This window comes from Paenibacillus sp. VTT E-133291 (assembly GCF_002264395.1).
Classification (GTDB): domain Bacteria; phylum Bacillota; class Bacilli; order Paenibacillales; family Paenibacillaceae; genus Paenibacillus_AQ; species Paenibacillus_AQ nitricinens.
On record NZ_NFVA01000003.1, the window covers coordinates 152,321 to 172,992 of the forward strand.

Below are 20,672 nucleotides of genomic sequence, written 5' to 3' on the forward strand. Positions count from 1 at the left end.
CTTAGATCCCCGCATGAACTTCGGATTTGATCCGTTCAAGCTCATGAGTAGCCACCTGTGGTTCTTCCTGAAAGCCCGAATAGCTTGGAATAAGCTGCTTTAATAATTTCTTAATCTGATAACTGCTTGGCACAAATTCGTACCGTTTGCACAAATTCTCCAGAACACCAAGGACCAAATTCAGTTCAGATCTGGAAACACTTTGAGGACGACTGATCATGATGCGATAGTTATTGGTGACCATCAATCCTTCCTCTTCTGTCAGGAGTTCCTCAAATAATTTCTCACCAGGACGAATGCCCGTGACCACGATAGGGATATCTTTATCAGGTTCTAAACCCGAGAGACGTATTAAATCTCTTGCCAGATCGTATATCCGAACTGGCTTACCCATATCAAGCACGAACACCTCGCCACCTTTTGCCAGTATGCTCGCCTGAATAACCAATTGCACTGCTTCAGGGATCGTCATGAAATACCGCACCATATCCATATGGGTAACCGTAACCGGGCCACCACTCTCGATCTGTCTTTTGAATAACGGAATAACACTCCCCCGACTACCGAGAACATTACCGAAACGGACAGCAGCAAAAACCGTCTTGCTAGATGAATTCTGATCATTAATAATCATTTCTGCCGCTCGCTTCGTAGCTCCCATGACACTTGTTGGATTAACCGCTTTGTCCGAAGAGATCAGAATGAACCGCTTAGCACCATATTTGGCACTCGCTTCCGCTACATTCCTTGTTCCAATAACGTTGTTCTTTACCGCCTCCACCGGATTTATCTCCATAAGTGGGACATGTTTATGCGCGGCGGCGTGATATACAATCGTAGGTCGAAAATTCTGAAAAACACTATCGATCCGCGACACATCCTGAATATCAGCGATGATGGGTTGAATCTTCTGATCGGGATATAACTGGCGTAGCTCTTGTTCAATCAGGTAAATGCTGTTCTCACCATGACCAAGCAGCAACATTTCCTTCGGGCGATACGCAGCTAGCTGACGGCACAGTTCTGAGCCAATGGAGCCTCCTGCACCCGTGATGAGAATACACTCACTTCCTAAATTCTCACGAATCTCTTCAGTATTAATCTCAACAGGAGTTCTACCCAGCAAATCGTTTACGGACACTTCACGAATTCGATGGACTGCCATTTTCCCGTCCAAAATTTCTGTCATACTGGGCATTAGCTTAATCTGTGCTTTTGTTGATTTGCAGATCTCAATAATCTCCATTAAGTCATTATGTGGCGCTGTCGGAAGGGCAATAATAATGAACGCAATGTCCAGCTGTTTCACGGCCTCGGGAATGAAATTCCGGTTACCCACAATCGGCAGCCCCATTACTTCCAGCTTTCGTTTGGATGCATCATCATCAATGAAGGCGACCGGATGCATAAATTTGAATCTTGAATGCTTGATATCTTTTGTAACGAGGATTCCTGCTTTACCCGCCCCAACGATTAGAAGATTACCTTCGAAGGCATCCTTCACACCCGCACCCGTTGTCTCAAACCCGTCATTTAGAAGACGTTTAACCATTCGTAACCCAACAATGCCCAGAAATACATAACCGGCTGCAAAATAAATGGAAATTGGTAGTCGATAGGAAGGAAATACTGCATGGGTGGATACGTTGACAACAATCACTCCAACGAGGGTTAATACACTCACTTTTAGAAGCTGCAGTAATTCTCTCATTCCAGTGTATCGCCAGATATTGTTATACACTTTGAATCCAAATGAGAAGGCCGCATATACCGCAATGTGAATCAATATTGCCCACGGAAGCATCCACACGTACATCTCAGGGATTTGAAAATCAAACCGAAGTAAAAACACAAGCCACACTGAAGCCGCAATAATCCCTGCATCCAACATGACCAAACGGACGATCCGCATTTTCATCACTTCTTTCTCCCTAATTAACTAAAAATTCATGTACTCCCCTTTTAAGTGAGAGTGAATATTCAATCCCCCGATAGGCTCGCATGCATTTCAGACGGAACCCGCTTTCTTTCCTCCTTGTTTAGCGCTTCTATATAGATCGAGTCCATTTCACGGAGCACCGCAGGCAACCCGTAACGAATGATCCTCTCTTTGTTTGCTTCTCCCATAGCCGTAGTTAATGCTGGATCATCACGTAAATGAGTAAAAGCCTTAGCGGTAGCTGTAATATCACCAACTGGAACTAACATGCCTGTTGACTCATGTTCGATCAAATCATGAATCCCCCGAATATGCGTACCTATAACGGGTTTTCCTACTGCCATCGCCTCCATAATCGCCCGAGGTAGCCCCTCGCGATAGGACACAAGTGCAGCAACATCACATGCTCTGAGTAGATCCGGAATATCACTACGGTACCCAAGCATATGCACCCGATCGCTGACATCCAGCCGATTTGCAAGTTCTAATAGAGTCTGCTCGAACGGTCCTATACCCGCAAAAGCCAGATGGATGTTGCCTGCTTGAGACCCCAGCTGCCCCAGCGCTTCGATCAACTGCTTCTGGTTCTTGTTGGCGTTTAATTCAGCAATGCATAGGATGACGAAGGGAGGTTCATCATGCTCACTCTTCGGCAGATCAAACAGTTGGCGTCGCCTATCTGCCTTCTCCGTCGCAGTTTCAGGATGACCCTGTTCACTGCCGTAAACCTGGAGATCAAGTCCTACACCACTCACATAAGTCACCTTTTTTCGTATAGAAAATTTCTGGGCGCGTTCATAATCTTCTCTATTTATGGTGATTAACACATCTGTCCAGCGGGCCATTAACCTCTCGAGCGGATAATAAAGCATCCAGTTCAGAAAAGGAGCTCCCTTGAAAAAATGAAAACCATGCGCTGTATACAATGTGCAAGGTACACCTGCTTTATGGGCCGCAATCCGTCCGAGAATCGAAGCGACTGGCGTATGTACATGGATGAACTGGAACCCCTCCTCCTTGAAGCTTTCCGTTAATATCCCTAGCGCCTTCCAGTTCTGCATCTGTAAAGGGCTACGCTGAATGGGTACATCATGACACACGATCCCCTTCTCTTCTAACCGTAATCTCGCTTCCCCGGGCTGCGCGTAAGCATGCACTTCACAACCCTTTTGCTGCAATAACGCCATGTAAGGTAGATGGAAACTCTCAAAATGCCCAAAAATGGAGGCTACAAAAGCAACTCTTACCGGCCTACAGTCTTCAGCAGGTATGCTCCCGGACCTCTTGTTATTGCGCTTGTTGCGCTTGTTCTGTTTGTTGTCGTAAGTTACGACCCGTTGACGTTTCAGTGCCCTTGGTTCGATATCGCTTCACTCCTTTCCATCCCGTATTCGTTAATCGGATGCAAGCTGCGTTCATAGCCATCATGAACCACCAATATCGCTGGAATAAGGCTTCAATACCCATCGAAAGTCCAATCATCGCTGCGTGAGACAGCAGTAATGCCATAATGATCGGTCTGTTCACCCTATCTGCCGCGCGATAAGAACGGATCCCGACGATGAAGAACCAGATCATGAATCCGCCGTACACAATCAAGCCCAATAAACCAAATTCTGTCATAAACCAGATCGGAGTATTATGGATAATAATCCGCAGTTCATAGTTATAGCTACCGAGTCCAATCCCTAATAATGGACTTTGAGCGATCCACTCCACAGCCTTCCCAATGATGTCAAGGCGCGACTGAATCTGCGAGGGTCTACTGGCCATATTCCCAAGCACATCCAGATAAGCTGTACCTTTATACAACAGCAATGCTCCAAACGCGACGCTAAAGCCCATGCCGATCTTGAGAAGCCGAGAAGGATTCATCAGCAGGAGTGTAAGCAAGACAAGGAACAGACCTATCCATGACGAACGCGAAAAAGTCATTATTATGCCCCCGGCTAAGGTGATCGTCGCTAGCGTACTCACCCATCCCCTAAGCAGCTTCACCCCGTCTCCGCTCGTCATGATATGAATGGCAAAAGCCGTAACTAGTAATCCGCCGTATGCATTCGGATCAATTAGCATCCCGGAGAGGCGACCGTCTTGCACCATAAACGGAACCCTGACTCCACTAAAAAAATCGAACAAAGCGACGCCATTGAAGATCAGTACACTGATCAAAAAAGCTCGTAGCATTTTATATAACCGATCCCAGCTGTCTACAGCCTGAACTAACATGATGTAAGTCAGCAGTAGGAGTATAAACCCAAAATCTTTTTGCAATAGAGCGTATTGCGTAATGAATCCATTACGCCAAATGGATACAAATGAAGCGAGGACGAAAATAAACAACATCCCCCAATGCCATGAACTGAACTGTCTCCGGTCCAATTTGAGGTGTAAACCTGCTGCAAACAAACCAAGCATTAAGAAAAGGTCAGAGGGTGCGATTCGAAATGCGCCACCGAAATCAATTTGAGCCGGAAGGCAGATGATGTAACCCATAACCGCAAACAGAAATAAATTACGCATGGTGTAGGGTTTCCCTACAACGAGTACAGATGTCATACAAGCCCCTACTTTCCTATGGGAAATGACCTCTATGCGGCCAATTCCCGTTGTACCTGTTTCCTTGCCTGACGGATTACCAAGAAAAGTACGATCACACTGCCTATCATCTGAACGAATAAGGCCATACTAGCCCCTACAGCAGCACCTATCACCCCAAAAATAGGCACGAATATTAGACAAGATAGCCCATTAGTGATCACGGAACACAGAAACAAGGGAATCTGCGCTTTGTACTTCCCGGTAGCCGTTATGGCATACCACAGATAAGACGTTACAAATACCAATAGGGTAGAAATGAGCAACCAATGAAATAAACCTATCTCTGCAGCCACATCTGGACTGAATAGAAGAGTTAGAAGCTGATGGCCAAACATCCACCCGATCAAACAAGCGATCGCACTAATTCCTATGCCCATTGCAATCATTCGACTGAGTAAAGAGACGAACTCCTTATGTCTTCCGCTAGCATGCCAACGGGCAAGACGTGGTGTTATCGCTTCACCGAGTGCAGTAACAACAACATTGCAGGCAACGATCATGTATGAGAGCGTAGCGTATATGCCTAAGTCATGTTCACCTTTAAAATATGAAATCGCGTATAGTGGGATATTTGTATTTAGTGACATCAACGCCAGCACCACGCCAAGGGGTGAGCTTACGAGCAATAAGCCCCATAATCGTCTTTTGTTAAAAAGTGGCCTGAGCGACGTATGCACTCTCGCTTTGCGAGCATCATATCCAATGGTTATTGCTAACCATCCGATAATCATGACTAATAACGCTAGAATGAGACTCTGAGTAGGGATAAATACGAGGGCGAAGACAACTATGGAGAACAATCCTTTAGCAGCTCTCGAGAAAGAGATTTGATCTAGCCTTTCCTGCTTCTGAACAATACCCAATAAAATATCGCTGACCGACTCAACAATTCTATACAATCCTATGAAAAATATGACTAAAGCTGTATTCCAATCAGCACCACTGAGGATGCAACAACCTGCTGTAACCGTGAATGCAACTGCGGTTGTCACGAGACGAAGGCCAAAAAAATCTCCAAAAAGATATTTTCCAGATGTATCAACGATCAAGACCGAACGCAGATGCAGATGCGACAGCATAAAGATGGGAGCAGTCACCGCAAGCCCTAACGAATATTGCCCAACGATTTCGGATGAGCCAAATTTATTAAGCAAAATTACAATCACGAATTGAGCGCCTGCATATGTGATATTTCCAAATAAATAACGAAGAGATGCAAATGTCATAAAGCGTTAGACCAACCCTGAAGTTGAGGCCCAATCGGCAAAATCTTCACCGCGAATCTTGTAACGTTTGCTACTTTTTCGATAATTCAAAACCGCTCCCAAAATATGCGCTCCTTGCTGCTCAAGGATCTGTTTTGCAGAGTTGGTATGCTTCAAGAGCACTTTCCCGGATTTTACGACTAACAGTACCCCCTCGGTCATCTTTGCCAAGATAAGCGCATCTGAAAAAGGCATTAATACCGAAGAAGAATCGATAACAATCGTATCAAATCTCTCACTAAGCTCTGCGAACAACCTTTTCATTCCTGTTGATCCTAGTAAATCAGCTGGATTTGGAGAGATCGGACCCGATGTCAATACAGAAAGTCCTTCTGATCCCTCAATAGGGAAAATACAATCATCCACACGGGTTTGATCTACTAGGATACTACTTAATCCGATCCAATTGGGTAGATCGAATGCTTTATGCACCGTTGGTGTGCGCAAATCCCCATCGATCAGCAGCACAGTTCTTCCCGTTTCCGCCATCGCTATAGCCAAGTTCATCGCCACTGTTGATTTACCTTCATCCGGGAGTGAGCTTGTAACTAATAAAGATCGAATTTCTCCACCAACCCGGGTATAGCGAATATTAGATCGTATCGTTCGGAATTGGTCACCATTAGATGATTTCGGTTGTTCCAGGCAATACAATCTTGGCGTTTTCTTCTTCATGTCTGCTGGCTCCTTCTACTGAAATGGATTTCGTCTTCTCCCGCCGTTTCCGCGGCTTCAATTTTCCCACGGTTCCCAGAAGAGGAAGCTGCAAATCCAACTGAATATTCTTAGCGCTTTTCACAGGTTTCTCCGCCAATTCCCGTAGAATGGAAATTGCGATCCCAGCAATCAATGCAAGTCCGAAAGCAACGACCATATTGAATACTGGCTTGGGGGAGATCGCCTCGAAAGGAACCTTGGCCCGGTCAAGAAGCACAACATTCTCTACCCCCATAATCGCTTGGATGTTCTCATTAAAGGCCTCACCAAAGCCATTCGCGATATTCGTTGCCCGCTGAGCATTAGAATCCGCTACAATTACCGTCGTCACGAGTGACTCGCTGCTTGTTCTTGTCTTCACTTTTTCTAATAGTTTTTCAGGGGTCATGTTTAATTGCAGTCTTCTAACGACCTCTTCAGCGATTCTACTGCTTCGGATAATTTCTCCGTAAGTGGTTACTAGTTTTTGCCCAGCCATAATGTCATTGATTGCTTTCTGTTGCCTATCCCCTTGAATAAGAATAGAAGCCGTCGCCTCGTATTTCGGTTTCAAGACATAATAGCTAACGAAGCTAGCAATTCCGACCGCAACAATACATAATACAATGATGAACAGCAGCCTACGTTTCACTAGTTTCAAAATGCTGCCTAGTTCGAATTCCATCGTTCATTTCTCCTAACCGTTAATGTATTTTCCTCTTTTTCAACAAGTGTTTTATTGTATAGTTATATTCTCGTTAGCCCAATATATGTCCAAAAAAAGTTGGGAATTTATAAGCCTTCTTTTTAAAAAAAACACCCGACTCTCTATTAAATTCCAACAGAAATAGGCCGTTTACTAGTATGATTCTACTGGTAGACAGCCTTATCTATTTACTGCTTTGCTCTCTGGAATTCTTTTAAAAAACTAGCAAGTTAAATTTTTGATCACCTATTCTATAATCCAATTATATGTTTTATCTTCGTATTAAATCTTAATGAAATCTTAACGGATATATGAGATTTATTATGCATTTAAATCCGCCATTGCTGGAATATGAATTTCCTTGACGCAGGAAGCGCTAGAGAGGTTAATGATACATTTCACAATGGAGACAATGTCCTGAACAGGAATTCTTGTGCCGTTATATTCTGCAATCGCTTTTTCTGCGCCATCCTCATAAGGAATTTCTGCTGCCAGTTCACCCGGATTCACACAAGTTACTGCAATGCCATCCTTACGAACATGCTCACGCAATGCATGTGTAATGCCACGCAGACCGAACTTCGAAGCAACAAATGAAACCTGGGCGTTATTGGTATGATCCAGTCCTGCTGTGGAGCCAATCAGAATAATTTTTCCTGCTTCCGATTGGCGAAGATTAGGTATTACAGCCTGTATGCAGGTAATTGTTGAAGTTATATTCACATTAATAATGTTAGCAATATCAGTTGCTTCATCCTTGTCAAAAGTATAGTGATCCTCAAAACCTTCCTTCTCCCAAATGCCCACGTTATAAACTATAACATCAATCTTCTCCGCTTGGATGCCTTTTGATAAGACTTGTGCGGCATCTGGCTGCGATAGATCTGCTGCAATCCATATCCGCTGTATACCATCATTAAGATCCAGACTGCCCGGTCTGCTTCTGGAGACGATCCACACTCGATCACCATACTCAGGTAAACCTTTCACAAATGCATCTCCCAAACCTTTACTTGCCCCCAAAATTAGATAGCTTCTCATACTGTCGCCCTTTCTATTTACATCTATTTTTATATCATAGTACCATCGAAAGACATAAAGAAGTAGTAGCATGGAATAATCCATCCTCCTTGTTGTGAACCTGGTGTGGGCGTCATTGATGGCGTCATTCATCTGCATTTTGGGGGACATATTCAAAATGAAGAAACTGCAAAAACATTGTGATAGATCAGTATCCAATTTAATTCATACGTTCTTTAGAAGCCATAATTAAAAAAAACGGCATTTCTGCCGTTTTTTTTGTATTATGTCCGACGCATATAAGCACGTACCGTAATAGGTGCAAATATTGCGACGATGACAGCTGCTCCGATTAAAGAGATAGTGAAATCCCAACCTACCGTTCCAAAGTTAGTAAGTTGTCGTACGGCAGAAACGAGATGTGAGATTGGATTGACTTTAACAAACCATTGTAACCAGTTAGGCAGCGTATCGACAGGCACGAAGGCATTAGATAGAAACGTAAGTGGGAACAACACAATCATTGATATCCCCTGCACACTAGAAGCAGTCCGTGCAATCACACCGAAGAAAGCGAAAATCCAGCTAATCGACCAAGCACAAACAATAACAAGAAGCGCAGCGAATGCGACATGTTCCAGACCACCATCAGGACGGTAACCCATAATGTAGCCCATGGTAAATGTAAGCACAGTAGCAATCGTGTATCTAATCGTGTCCGCCAACAAAGCTCCCGCTAAAGGAGCTATACGAGCAATTGGCAGTGACTTGAATCGGTCGAACACGCCTTTATCCATGTCCTCACGTAATTGGACGCCAGTAACGATGGAGGTAGTGATTACGGTCTGCACAAGAATACCGGGGATAATAACAGGCAAATAACTTACCACGTCACCAGATATAGCCCCTCCAAAGATATAGGTAAACATCAGCGTGAAAATAATTGGCTGAAGTGTAACGTCGAACAATTGCTCAGGGGTACGTCGAATTTTCAGTATCCCACGGTAAGCCATAGTTAACGAGTTGCGAACAGATTGCCGAAAACTCGTATGGTTTTTCAATGGGCGGTTAACACCCGAATTTATTGTAGTGGTTCTCATACTCTTGCTGCCTCCTTAACATTTGACTCTTGGGACACTGTTGACGCTTCATCCGTAGCACCATGACCTGTAATCGTTAGGAATACTTCATCAAGCGTCGGTTTCTGCACACTCATCTCAGCCAAGTGAATCCCTTCCTCACGAAGCGCATTAAGTAGGTCTGTAACTAAATCGGCGTCCGCCATCGGTGCAGTTATTTTCCCAGTTTCGTACGATACCACGGACTGAATTTGGAGCACATGTTCCACACGCTGGCGAGCTAGTTCAATATCTTTTAGATGTTCAACCTTCAGATGTAGTGATGTGGTACCCACAGACGCTTTCAAATCATCCGCCGTCCCCTCTGCAACGACTTGCCCACGATCGATAACTGCGATCCGATCAGCCAATTGATCTGCTTCTTCAAGGTACTGTGTAGTCAGAAGAACCGTTGATCCCGTATTCACCAATCGACGAATGGTATCCCACATCTGTGAACGAGTGCGAGGATCAAGCCCTGTAGTTGGTTCATCAAGGAAAATTAAAGGTGGTTGTGCAATTAGGCTAGCTGCCAAATCCAGACGGCGACGCATACCGCCAGAGAAATTTCGAAGAGGCCGTTTAGCCGCCTCAGTCAGACCAAACTCTTCCAGTAATTCTGTTGCTTTTTTTCGCGACTCTGCGCGTCCAAGCCCTAATAGCCGAGAGAAGATAATAAGATTCTCTGTAGCACTTAATGACTCATCAACTGAGGCGTATTGTCCTGTCACACCAATTAATTGCCTAACAATCTGCGACTCCTTCACCACATCATGCCCGAAGATTCGCCCAGTGCCTGCATCAGGACGAAGTAAGGTTGCCAGCATCCGAATAACGGTAGTCTTTCCCGCCCCATTCGGACCAAGTACGCCATAGATCGTACCTGCTTTCACGTTCAAATTCACGCCATCCACCGCGCGATTGTCACCAAAGGTTTTGACCAGTCCACGCGCTTCGACGGCCCACTCATGATCGTCTGGTGAAATGATCTTGTTCTGTACATGCACCATTGTAATTCCTCCAACGTTTCAGATTATATTGTGATGATAAACGCCATTTATAAACTGAATTTAAACGAAGGTTTAAACTGAGTTAAACTTATCCATTTATTTATTTTCATTATATCTGATTCTTCTATGCATCAAAAAAACCGAGAAGCGCGATCTCACGCCTCTCGGTTTATCATTCATTGTTATGATCTGCTTCAACATATTCTTTAAGCGCAAACAGTTTATTAGCCCAGTATTGTTCAAAAAAGGTAAGCCAATCTTGAAGCTCCAGTAGAGGCTCTGGCTGAAGCTTGTACCTAGTCTCCCGACCGACTTTCTGACTGCTAACAAGCTGTGCATCGGACAATACTTGTAAATGCTTGTTAACAGCGGTTCGGCTGATCGGGTAGCAGTCCGAGATGGATGCTATGGACATTTCCTTATTAGCAAGCAGCTTTAGCAGACTGCGGCGGGTAGGATCTGCTATCGCTTGAAATACATCATGTCCAGATTCAGCGACTGGCATCTTAAGCCTCGATATAAGCAGGAAGTTTTTCTTGGACGATTTTCTCCCAGCCGCCATTCATAAAGCCACGAACGATTGGATGCGGTTGACCAAATTCAGTTACCTTTTCTGGGTCCCATCCAGAGTGAATCACGGTGAACTCCGTCTTCCCATCAATTTCCTTCAATTCAAAAGCAAGATGCCAATCCTTCCCCCAATTAAAACCGACACGGTTCGGCTCATCAATCTCTGTAACTTTACAAGGGGAATCCCCGAATTGTCCAGCATGTAGAATAAACTCATGGCCTACCACTGGTTGAAATGTACTTGGCATCCACCAGGCAGCTATTCCTTCAGCAGTGGAAACAGCTTTCCATACTTTTTCAATGGGCGCATTGAGTGTAATGGTTTGACGAATATCTTGTAGTGGTCCTTGAGTCGGCATAAATTTCCTCCAAGATTCATTTTAATGTAACACCTTCTGGTTTCATTTTTTATTATAACACCATTTGGTGTTATGTAAATTTGCAAAAACCTTAAGGGAATAGCGGAGGAAAGCCTTTCATTATAAATACGTTTAAAGTTAATAGAGTACTAGTAACAAACACTAGGTCCAAGTATCATTGGCTGCTGTTAATTCGGACTCAGTACCGCCAGTGTTTACTAAGCTTTTAGGCTCCACTAACATGATATGGCATTCCTTTTCGGCGGAAGGCTTCATCTCGACTCCCTTTGGAAGAACAAACATCTCACCTTCGGAAATTTTAACCTGACCATCACGGAAATCAATGATCATCTCCCCTTCAAGGGTGAAAAATACCTTATCGGTATCTGGATGACTATGCCATTCAAAGTCCCCAGTGATCTTAATAAGTTTGAATTGATAGTCATTCATTTCACCAATGACTTTCGGAGACCAAAGGTCGTTAAATTTAGATAACTTATCTTTTAGATTAATAGATTGATAGTGGATAGTAATCACTCCTTATTTTCCTCAATTTATTAGAGCTTAAGCAAGGCGGATAATATATTTTGTAAAGCGTATTTAATAGCTAATGGGCCACCGGTAATAGCGGAATTATCCATTAAATAGACATTGCCTTTCTTTACGGCATTCATAGCATTCCACACATTACTTTGTTTTAAGTTATTCATTAATTCCTCCTTTTTTGTAATATCACCTATAAGGAAAATATGGTCTGCTTGAACAGTTGATATGCCTTCAAACGAAGTAAATTCATTATTATTACCTGTATATGTATTATCCGGTGTAAGCCCCAGTCCCTTTTCTTTATCAAACGCAAGTTTATAGACCGGATTGCCTTCACCTAGAACATTAAAAGTTTTTCCATCCCAAGACAATATAAGCGCTACTGTCTCTCTTTCCATCGACTTTAATGCTTCACGCCCAGTTGTAATATCTTTCATCATGTTATCAATTACTTTTTCCGCTTCGTCTTCTTTGCCAATAATCTTGGCTACTGTACGGAGTCCATATTGCCAATCTTCATAGATGTCCTTGTATTTTAATGTAATGACTGGTGCAATTTTATCTAGTGAATCATATACTGCTTCATGATGCTCTGTTGCTAAAATAAAATCAGGATTAATAGATAGAATTTTCTCAATGCTAGGAGACACTTTATCTCCTAGTTCTTCAGCTGAATCCAGCTTTCCTTTTAAATACGATAAAGAAGATAGATAATCTTTTTCAGTAGATGCAACAGGTGGCTCACCTAATGCAACTAATATTTCAGGATAAAAATACCAAAGCGAGGCTATTTTTTCTGGTTTTTTCTCGATAACAATTTCTTTTCCTAAGGCATCCTTAATTGTTCTTGGCCAATCAGCTGCATCTACATTAACTGCTGTTGAAGATACGCCTTCTTTAGTTGATTCTTTATTTTCAGCAGGTGTTTCAGTACAACCCGCTAGTATACCTGCTAATAATAGTATTGCGACTAGCAGTCCTCTAATCTTTTTCATACGAAATTCCTCCAACATAATGGTTTCTTTGCTTAACCATTATTATAGTGAAGTAGGTTTTTGATTAGAATGGATGCAGGTTGAATTTACCATGGATTATTGATGAACTTCTCTCGATATTCGGTAGGAGAAATACCACATTGTTTTTTGAACACTCTACTAAAATAAAAGGGGTCAGCCATTCCAACCGTTTGCGCAATTTGTTGTACAGGTGCATCACTAGTAAATAGCATTTTCCGTGCTATATTTATACGATATTTTAATAAATATTCTGCGGGTCCCATACCGGCATGCGTTCTAAAAACGTAAGATAGTCGATTTCGATTAACGTTATTTTGTTCTGCAAGCGAAGCTATTGTAAGACTTTGATAATAGTTTTGATGAATATAATTAGATACCCGCTCGAATAAAGTATGTGATTCACAGCTATCCTCCCTATTAATAACACATAATAAGGTCTCATTCAGCACTTCGCGAAACAGCATTTCAGTCTGAAACATCGATATGCCTCCACGCTGATTATACACCTGCCAAAGACGCATAATTAATTCAATAAGACGAGGAGATTGACCTGTTAATAATTCAAAATGCTGATGAGAAAAGCTTGACTCTTTTACTTCTAAGTCACATATCCGATATTGAACAAGAATATATTCCCAATTGCTTCTAACTAACATTTTTTGATCTAGTTTCATTTTTGCACCCCCATGCACAACTTTTCCAGGCGAAAAGATATAAGGCGTGCCATTAAATTTAAATTTAATCTTTCCTGTAAGTGGAAACACAAATCCAGGAAAAGAATCTGTATAGTCAGCGTAAGGCACACCTGGATTTTCAGCATATCGATATACTCCTTCTACTTGGAAAGGAGTGAGTGCAAAATGCTCTGCTAACTGATTAACATCTATTTTCACAATGCATACCTCATTTCAATAGTAGTTTCTTCTATGTAGAGGCACTAACAAAACTCAATCATAGTGCACCACCTCAGAGGCATTGGCGTCGGAAAGGTGAGCATAAGGGTTCACGCCTGTTTACACAGTAATAATAATGATTATCATTGTCAACCAATATAGACAATAACAATGCCGCATCTGCCACTTCCTTCTGAATTTCTTTAATCACCAAAAAAAGCAAAAAAACGCTTGGAAGCCAAGCGTTTCAGTTTGAATGCCAATTTAAAAGTCACTCCAATGCTCTGAACTGGGAGTGATCAAATTAAGATCCTTGCAGATTTCACTTATATTTGGATCGCAATTTGAATTACATACTTATCTGGATCCCCAACCGCTAAATAACTAAGTAATTCATATTCATAAGCGTCTCCAGTTAGGGTGAAATTATTTTCTGCAATATAAAACTTTAGCTTCTCATAGGAGGTAGGTAAGCTCTCGTAAGATCCCTTGTGATTCATGATCAAATATTTACCCTTTGGCTTGATATAGAGTAACTCGCCGTTATGTTTATCATTGATTTTATTACAATAATAATCCGGGTCATAGTCGCCTTCTTCCAAACTGCTTTTACAAATAATCGAACCTATCGGAAAGTCATATTCAAGATGATGTTCATCGCAATAATCGAAGATTCGATATACTTTTCGAACATGATCCTTCTCACCCTTCTCCTTCGAGAGTCTAACCGCAATAAAATACTCTTCATCACATGCCTCGACCCAGGGTTCTCCACAATTAACGTGGAGCGCACGATTCGTATTATCTATAGCCCCTTGTAAAAGCCTCTGCATGCGTTCTAACTTCTTTTGTTCTTCAACCAACTGCAGCTGTTTTTGCTTAAGCATGGATAAAAAATGCAATGTGTTTTGATCTTGTATATATTCTTTGATCTCATTCAATGGCGTTCCTGTCCCTTTTAGTACGGCAATAATATCGAAGGTATAAAACTGCTTATAGGAATAATAACGATATCCGTTTTCCTTCACGATCTCCGGTTTTAATATACCAATGTCATCATAATGGAATAACGTATGCTTCGTTACCCCACATACCTTTGCAAACTCGCTCGTCGTAAAGTATTGATCATAATCAATAGACATTCAAATCACTCCTCTTGACTATCGGGTTACCCTATACCTCAAAGTACAATAACGGAACACCATTACCTTGTCAAGGCAACGTTATTCGCTACTATCATCTTAGGAGGATTACCCATGTTTTCATCAAATCTATCTAAATTTCAACGCTGGATCGTGCTTGCGATTGTGTCCAGCGCACTCTTTATGATCGTCATCGACATGACCGTACTTTATTCGGTTCTACCACGACTTACGCATGATCTTGCTGCTTCTGCATCGGAAAAACTATGGATCGTAAATATTTATCCACTCGTAATGGCAGGATTATTACTCGGTCTTGGCACACTAGGCGATCGTCTTGGGCATAAAAAACTCTTCGTTATGGGACTTACTATCTTTGGGTTGGCTTCATTAATCGCTGCTTACGCGCCGACACCTCTCGTGCTTATTGCTGCGCGTACCCTACTAGCTATTGGTGCAGCCATGATGATGCCCGCAACACTCTCCATTATTCGAACTACCTTTTCGGATGAGCGTGAACGTTCACTAGCCGTAGGTATTTGGGCATCTGTCTCCTCTGTAGGAGCAGGAATGGGTCCACTCGTTGGTGGTTTTTTACTGGAACATTTCTGGTGGGGATCGGTGTTCCTCATCAATATTCCTATAGTTATTCTTGCACTGATCTTGGCCATCTTACTAATCCCAAATCATAAAGGGAATAAGAATAAGAAATGGGATTTCATTGGTTCCGTTCAAATTATGATTGGTCTGGTTGCCCTTGTTTATGCAGTTAAGGAGATCAGCAGACGTGAAGGTTCAATTGCCATCGCTGTGTTATCTGCCGTGATTGGTGTCGTAGCTATGGTCATATTTATGCGCCATCAACGTAAGAGCCAGAATCCATTAATAGATTTTGCACTATTTAGAGACTCCCACTTTTCTACAGGAGTGGCTACAGCTCTATTGTCTTGTTTCGCACTTATTGGAATGGAATTGATCGTGACTCAACGGCTCCAGCTTGTTCTTGGATATACACCATTGGAAGCGGGCTTGTACGTTGTATTCACTTCGATAGCGTCCTTCATCTCAGGGATACTCATCGGACTAGTGTTGCATCGAGTGGACAAAGTAAAAGTACAGTGGGTCTGTCTGTTAGTGTCAGGTATAGGAATGGGCACCCTTCTACTCTTCCATGACGGGAATATATTGTTACAATTCGCAGCCTTAATGATTCTGGGTGCAGGTCTTGGGGGAGCCATGACTGCCGCCTCAAATTCAATCATGCTAAATGTCCCCGTCGAAAAAGCTGGCATGGCCGCATCTATAGAGGAAGTATCGTTCGAACTTGGCAGCGCCCTAAGTATTACACTTCTGGGCAGCCTTTCGTCATTCATCTATACAGCATCATTAGTTCTCCCTGATGAACTAACAGTCCCACCGATCGTTCGCGACAGCCTTGACGAAGCTCTTCTAGCCGCAGAAAATATGCCTACTGCTGCTGGATCCGCGCTCGTTGAAGCCGCACAATCAGCTTTTGATAAGTCGTTTATTGTTGTCCTTGCCACTGCCACAATCCTTCTTTTAGCTTCTGTGTTTATTATCCGTGCTGTGTCAAAACGTAAATCCTCAATCCTAGAACACTAATATTAGAAAAGATGAAGCTACTGCTTCACCAAACAAGGGTGTCTCAACAGCTATGCGATAGCTGCCGGGACGACACCCTCGTTTATACCAAGCCTATATTATGTTCCTTTTCGTTTCCTTGATGAATACTTCCTTACCCACACTGCCAATTCTAACCTGTGCGTATACACAAGGATCACAAAACTTCCAAACCATACCCATAAGATAGGAGCAGACCAATTACTAATGTACAAAAAAACGGAAAGAAGCAGCATTCCGCTAACTACTTGCACACCATCCGATACAGGTGAATTCCCTCTGCTTTTGAACCAACTGCTGAGCATTTTCAGCACTGCTAAAATGACTGCTAGCGCTAAAGAAGCTTTGAATCCTGTCAATGCACTCCATACCCCAAAGGTTACGGCAATTGCCTTCCCACCTTTTCCTTTAAGAAAGGGAGAGAAGGCATGACCCGCAATGGGCGCTAAGGCTAACGGAATAATAAAATACCCCTGACTATAATGACTCCCCATTACCCATAGAAGAGGTAGATACCCTTTTAAAAAATCCAATATAATCCCCAAAATTCCGAATTTATAGCCTGACGACTTCCATAAATTCAAAGCTCCCGGATTACCATCGCCAATGTCTTTCAGGTTCTTTTTACGCGCTAGACCAAGCCAAAAGGAAAACATAAGAGATCCCGCCAAAAATAAACCCGTGACCCACAATATGATCATTAGTCCTTACGGCCTCCCACCTGGATATGCCTTCCTTTCCAGCTTACATGCTTCAGGAAAACGACCTGATATATCGAATAAAGCATGATCAAGATAAAGAAAACAGTTGCCACCACGTGAAATACAGGTATGACAATGCCAAATACACCTACATATTTTATAAAATAAAAGAGCTGGAACATATAAAGGAGATATCCGATCAATAACGGCATAAACCATGAAGTATTCGCAAAAATAAACACGGTTTCTGAAATAACGAGTCCGATCACCCAAAGCGCAATTGGAATAATTGTCTGCAGACTTATCGTTGAAGTGCTTAAGACAGCCCCTTTACTGAACCCTTCAATTTCACTTTTGATTCCTTTCGGATACATGCGAAACGATACTAAGCCATAACCGATATAATTGGTGATTGGAACACCTGCCGCAATAAATTGTTCTCCTAAAGACAAATCATCCAGCACTTCAGATCTTATGCTTTGATGACCATTAACTTTTTCATAATCTTTCCTTAATGCTAGAATACACGAGCCGTACAGCCCTTTTTTGGTGTTATTCCTTTCAAAAACCGAGGTGAACGTGAAAATCCCCAGCATATTCATGATTAGGGCGAGCTTCTCAAACAGCTTTTCTGTATGATGAAAAGGAACTACCGAAATGACACCTTTCGATAGCTCCCTTGCTTTTAATAATGAAGCCAAGGCATTCGGCTTTAATCGGATATCCGCATCCAAAAAAACAAAAATATCACCCGAGGCCTGTAAATATCCATTCCATACGGCCCAGCTCTTACCCGTCCACCCCTCAGGGAGACTGCTGTTCGCAATAACCTTAACCCCATAGCTTTCGGCAATTTCTTTCGTCCGATCCTCAGAGAAGTCATCTACCACAATAATTTCATAGGGTGTAAGGGTCTGAGACTGAAGTGAATCGAGCAGATAACGCAAATTATATTCTTCATTCCTTGCGGGAATGATGATGGACAATTTCTCCGGTCCTTGATTAGGCTCGTAATAAGTGGTCAAGGTATTTTTTCTGAACAAAATAAAACCGGAGAGACATCCAACGCCTATAACCATTAACAACCACATTACGGTTCCCCCCCTTCTACATCTATATATATGAAGGGTTAGTCCGTAATATATTCATTTCAAATTTAACCTACATTAACTTTAGTGGAGTATTGATTAAGCTTTTCTGTACATAAGAGCATAACGATAGCGAAAATAACGATCATCACAGGGAAGATACCTAATGTAAAATTAGAAGCCAGTAAACCGATAAATGGCGGCACTAGCGTGGTACCGGTATAAGCCGTTGCCATCTGAAAGCCCATAATCGACTGGGCATGCTTCTTCCCGAATCGTACAGGAGTTTCATGCAGCATACATGGAAAGATAGGGGCTAATCCCAGACCTATAATCATAAATCCTACTAGCGAAACTATAGTTGGAAGCGGTAGTACTAGCAGTACTGTACCGATTAATGCAATAAGCTGACCATATCGAATTAACTTTTTATTACTCATTCTAAAAGTAATGAAACCCGTAACCATTCTACCAAAAGTAATTCCTAGGTAAAAAAACGATACCCATGTCGCTGCAGTCGATGCAGGGATATCTTTGATATTCACAAGAAAACTACTCCCCCATAACCCCATACTTGTTTCTATGGCAGAATAAAATAAGAAGGTTAACATCGCAAGCTTTACCCCTCTTAATTTCCAAGGTTTTGTGTTCTCTGCGATATGCTCAAGCTCCGGATCATTGAACTCGTGATCACTATCCGCATCCGAGTTGCTATTGTTCTCAGCCACTCTTTTCCACAAAGGCAACGTAACGAATAGTATAACAACTAAGCTCAATTGAATATAAGCAACCGTAAGATAACCTTCTCGCCATAGACCTTCACCAGAGATAAAAGAACCCATAATAATCGGACCCAGCGTCGCGCCCACTCCCCAGAAACAATGTAACCAACTCATATGATGGGCTTTATAGTGCGTAGCAACATAACTGTTTAATCCGGCATCTACAGATCCCGCACCTAAACCGAGTGGAATCGCAGCAACAATTAGCCATACTAACGAAGGTGACCAAGCAAAACCAAATAAAGCTACAGCCGTCATAATACAGCTTACAAGAGTCACTTTTCCCGTACCAAAACGTTTAAGGATAGTACCACTCATCAAACTGGAGACAATGGTGCCTACAGCAATAACCATCGATAGAATTCCAGCAGTACCTAATGAGGCATTTAGGTCTATTCTCATTACCGGCCATGCAGATCCTAGCAATGAGTCCGGCAAGCCTAAACTAATAAATGCTAAATAAATAATAATAAGAAAAAAAGTTGCCATCGTTTATCTCCTTAATGGTTCTAATCTATTTGTTGTGAAACCAATAAACCTAATCCAAGACTTTGTAATCCATTCAGATAATCACGTTTTAAGTTGCTTACCGCTAACTCTGGAAGATGTTCTTTGGGAACGTATGTAGCACTTCGCTCAGCGATTTGATTTAGCATAGCTGGAGCTACTTCATCCTCACAAAAAATAATATAATGGGGATTCAAAATAGAGGTGCTGGTAGCCACTAACCGACTAATCGCATCTACTCTATGCTCTAACTGCATCGCTAAACCACCTTTTTCTCCAGTTAATGCCTCTATAAAATTTCTATTATCATACTGGGGCAAATATTGAACTTCACCTGAAAAAAACGTCTTTCCTCGAACGATTTCACCATTAACGGCTATCCCTGCCCCTGGTCCATTTTTCCCTAAATACAGATACATCAGAGAAATCTTCTCCTTCAAATTTCTCTGCATCATATAACCGATTACAGCGGCATTCATATCATTTTCCACAATAGTCGGGATAGCGAGATGGTCTTCTATATATGTTTTCAAATCTAGACTTTGATATTTCGGATAGCCTGGAATTAGAAAAATCTTCCCATAACTCACCGCACCTGGAACACCAATAGCGACGGATTGAATCTTAGGATTAGCCTTTTTTTCACCTTCGATAAGCGAGACCAGTGTACTAACGTCTTCCTCAAGAATACTAGGTAAATTCCCTTCTTTTACAACATCGCCAATGCAATTATAGATCGTATAGTTTGTTTCATTTTTTTCCAAAAAAATAGCTATCCCTAATCGATAATTCGGATTATAGGCGTATCTTATAGCCCTTCTTCCGCCACTAGACTCATCAAGGCCAATGATCGTCACTTCCCCAGTCCCTTCCATCTGCATTAGAAATTTACTGATCGTTGGAAAACTGTATTGTAATCTTTGACTTAACTCCGCCTTCGTAGCCCTTCCTAATTCTAATAATGCTGTTCGAATATTTCGAATAATTTCGGATTTGAGTTGCTGTGAAGGAAGTCTTTTATCACTTGCCATGGCTCTCCCACCTATAGTCATACTGACTTATTAAATGCATT

General features: G+C 42.2%; 20 protein-coding genes. 1 reads left to right on the forward strand and 19 read right to left on the reverse strand.

Annotated features, from left to right (window positions below):
• Position 1: 1 nt before the first annotated feature.
• The 15 genes from CA598_RS02715 to CA598_RS02785 all read right to left on the reverse strand — a co-directional run bounded on the left by CA598_RS02715 (position 2) and on the right by CA598_RS02785 (position 14,881).
• The gene (locus tag CA598_RS02715) at positions 2–1,918 is read right to left on the reverse strand and encodes a polysaccharide biosynthesis protein (RefSeq protein WP_094875256.1); all 1,917 of its coding nucleotides are present in this window, start codon (positions 1,916–1,918) and stop codon (positions 2–4) included.
• A gap of 62 nt (positions 1,919–1,980) precedes the next feature.
• Positions 1,981–3,303, reverse strand: coding sequence for a glycosyltransferase family 4 protein (locus tag CA598_RS02720; protein WP_306440449.1), 1,323 nt, complete (start codon positions 3,301–3,303; stop codon positions 1,981–1,983).
• On the reverse strand, positions 3,227–4,498 hold the full coding sequence (locus tag CA598_RS02725) for an O-antigen ligase family protein (RefSeq protein WP_094875258.1): 1,272 nt from the start codon (positions 4,496–4,498) through the stop codon (positions 3,227–3,229). Before CA598_RS02725 ends, CA598_RS02720 begins: the two co-directional genes overlap by 77 nt.
• A 32-nt stretch (positions 4,499–4,530) precedes the next feature.
• Positions 4,531–5,766: an oligosaccharide flippase family protein gene (locus CA598_RS02730; protein ID WP_094875260.1), complete on the reverse strand. Its 1,236-nt coding sequence runs from the start codon at positions 5,764–5,766 to the stop codon at positions 4,531–4,533.
• A 6-nt stretch (positions 5,767–5,772) separates the two neighbouring features.
• Positions 5,773–6,480 carry a CpsD/CapB family tyrosine-protein kinase gene (locus tag CA598_RS02735; protein WP_094868815.1) on the reverse strand — a complete coding sequence of 236 codons (708 nt, stop codon included), beginning with the start codon at positions 6,478–6,480 and terminating at the stop codon, positions 5,773–5,775.
• Positions 6,428–7,186: a YveK family protein gene (locus CA598_RS02740; RefSeq protein WP_094868814.1), complete on the reverse strand. Its 759-nt coding sequence runs from the start codon at positions 7,184–7,186 to the stop codon at positions 6,428–6,430. The genes CA598_RS02735 and CA598_RS02740 overlap by 53 nt, the downstream gene beginning before the upstream one ends.
• 342 nt (positions 7,187–7,528) lie before the next feature.
• On the reverse strand, positions 7,529–8,248 hold the full coding sequence (locus CA598_RS02745; RefSeq protein WP_094875279.1) for an SDR family NAD(P)-dependent oxidoreductase: 720 nt from the start codon (positions 8,246–8,248) through the stop codon (positions 7,529–7,531).
• A gap of 263 nt (positions 8,249–8,511) precedes the next feature.
• On the reverse strand, positions 8,512–9,327 hold the full coding sequence (locus tag CA598_RS02750; protein WP_042128598.1) for an ABC transporter permease: 816 nt from the start codon (positions 9,325–9,327) through the stop codon (positions 8,512–8,514).
• Entirely contained in the window at positions 9,324–10,355 is a 1,032-nt protein-coding gene (locus CA598_RS02755) for an ATP-binding cassette domain-containing protein (RefSeq protein WP_094875261.1), read from the reverse strand. The genes CA598_RS02750 and CA598_RS02755 overlap by 4 nt, the downstream gene beginning before the upstream one ends.
• A gap of 172 nt (positions 10,356–10,527) precedes the next feature.
• Positions 10,528–10,860 carry an ArsR/SmtB family transcription factor gene (locus CA598_RS02760; RefSeq protein ID WP_042128608.1) on the reverse strand — a complete coding sequence of 111 codons (333 nt, stop codon included), beginning with the start codon at positions 10,858–10,860 and terminating at the stop codon, positions 10,528–10,530.
• A gap of 1 nt (position 10,861) precedes the next feature.
• Positions 10,862–11,284, reverse strand: a complete 423-nt coding sequence (locus tag CA598_RS02765) for an SRPBCC family protein (protein ID WP_094868811.1) — start codon at positions 11,282–11,284, stop codon at positions 10,862–10,864.
• A gap of 162 nt (positions 11,285–11,446) precedes the next feature.
• Positions 11,447–11,812 (reverse strand): cupin domain-containing protein, encoded by a 366-nt coding sequence (locus CA598_RS02770; protein WP_094875280.1) that lies wholly within the window; start codon positions 11,810–11,812, stop codon positions 11,447–11,449.
• 29 nt (positions 11,813–11,841) lie between these two features.
• Positions 11,842–12,825 (reverse strand): iron-siderophore ABC transporter substrate-binding protein, encoded by a 984-nt coding sequence (locus CA598_RS02775; RefSeq protein WP_094875262.1) that lies wholly within the window; start codon positions 12,823–12,825, stop codon positions 11,842–11,844.
• An 86-nt stretch (positions 12,826–12,911) separates the two neighbouring features.
• On the reverse strand, positions 12,912–13,739 hold the full coding sequence (locus CA598_RS02780; protein WP_094875264.1) for a helix-turn-helix transcriptional regulator: 828 nt from the start codon (positions 13,737–13,739) through the stop codon (positions 12,912–12,914).
• A gap of 326 nt (positions 13,740–14,065) precedes the next feature.
• On the reverse strand, positions 14,066–14,881 hold the full coding sequence (locus CA598_RS02785) for a MerR family transcriptional regulator (protein WP_094875265.1): 816 nt from the start codon (positions 14,879–14,881) through the stop codon (positions 14,066–14,068).
• A gap of 114 nt (positions 14,882–14,995) precedes the next feature.
• On the opposite strand from CA598_RS02785, the gene CA598_RS02790 reads away from it, so the two are divergent.
• Positions 14,996–16,504 carry an MFS transporter gene (locus CA598_RS02790; protein WP_094875267.1) on the forward strand — a complete coding sequence of 503 codons (1,509 nt, stop codon included), beginning with the start codon at positions 14,996–14,998 and terminating at the stop codon, positions 16,502–16,504.
• Positions 16,505–16,602: 98 nt separating this feature from the next.
• On the opposite strand, the gene CA598_RS02795 is transcribed toward CA598_RS02790, so the two are convergent.
• The 4 genes from CA598_RS02795 to CA598_RS02810 form a co-directional block, all read right to left on the reverse strand.
• On the reverse strand, positions 16,603–17,223 hold the full coding sequence (locus tag CA598_RS02795; RefSeq protein WP_094868806.1) for a glycerol-3-phosphate acyltransferase: 621 nt from the start codon (positions 17,221–17,223) through the stop codon (positions 16,603–16,605).
• A complete protein-coding gene (locus CA598_RS02800) occupies positions 17,223–18,314 on the reverse strand; it encodes a glycosyltransferase family 2 protein (RefSeq protein ID WP_094875268.1) in 1,092 nt (363 codons plus the stop codon). The genes CA598_RS02795 and CA598_RS02800 overlap by 1 nt, the downstream gene beginning before the upstream one ends.
• 65 nt (positions 18,315–18,379) lie before the next feature.
• On the reverse strand, positions 18,380–19,582 hold the full coding sequence (locus tag CA598_RS02805; RefSeq protein ID WP_094875270.1) for an MFS transporter: 1,203 nt from the start codon (positions 19,580–19,582) through the stop codon (positions 18,380–18,382).
• 20 nt (positions 19,583–19,602) lie between these two features.
• Positions 19,603–20,631, reverse strand: a complete 1,029-nt coding sequence (locus CA598_RS02810; protein WP_094875271.1) for an ROK family transcriptional regulator — start codon at positions 20,629–20,631, stop codon at positions 19,603–19,605.
• Positions 20,632–20,672: the final 41 nt, after the last annotated feature.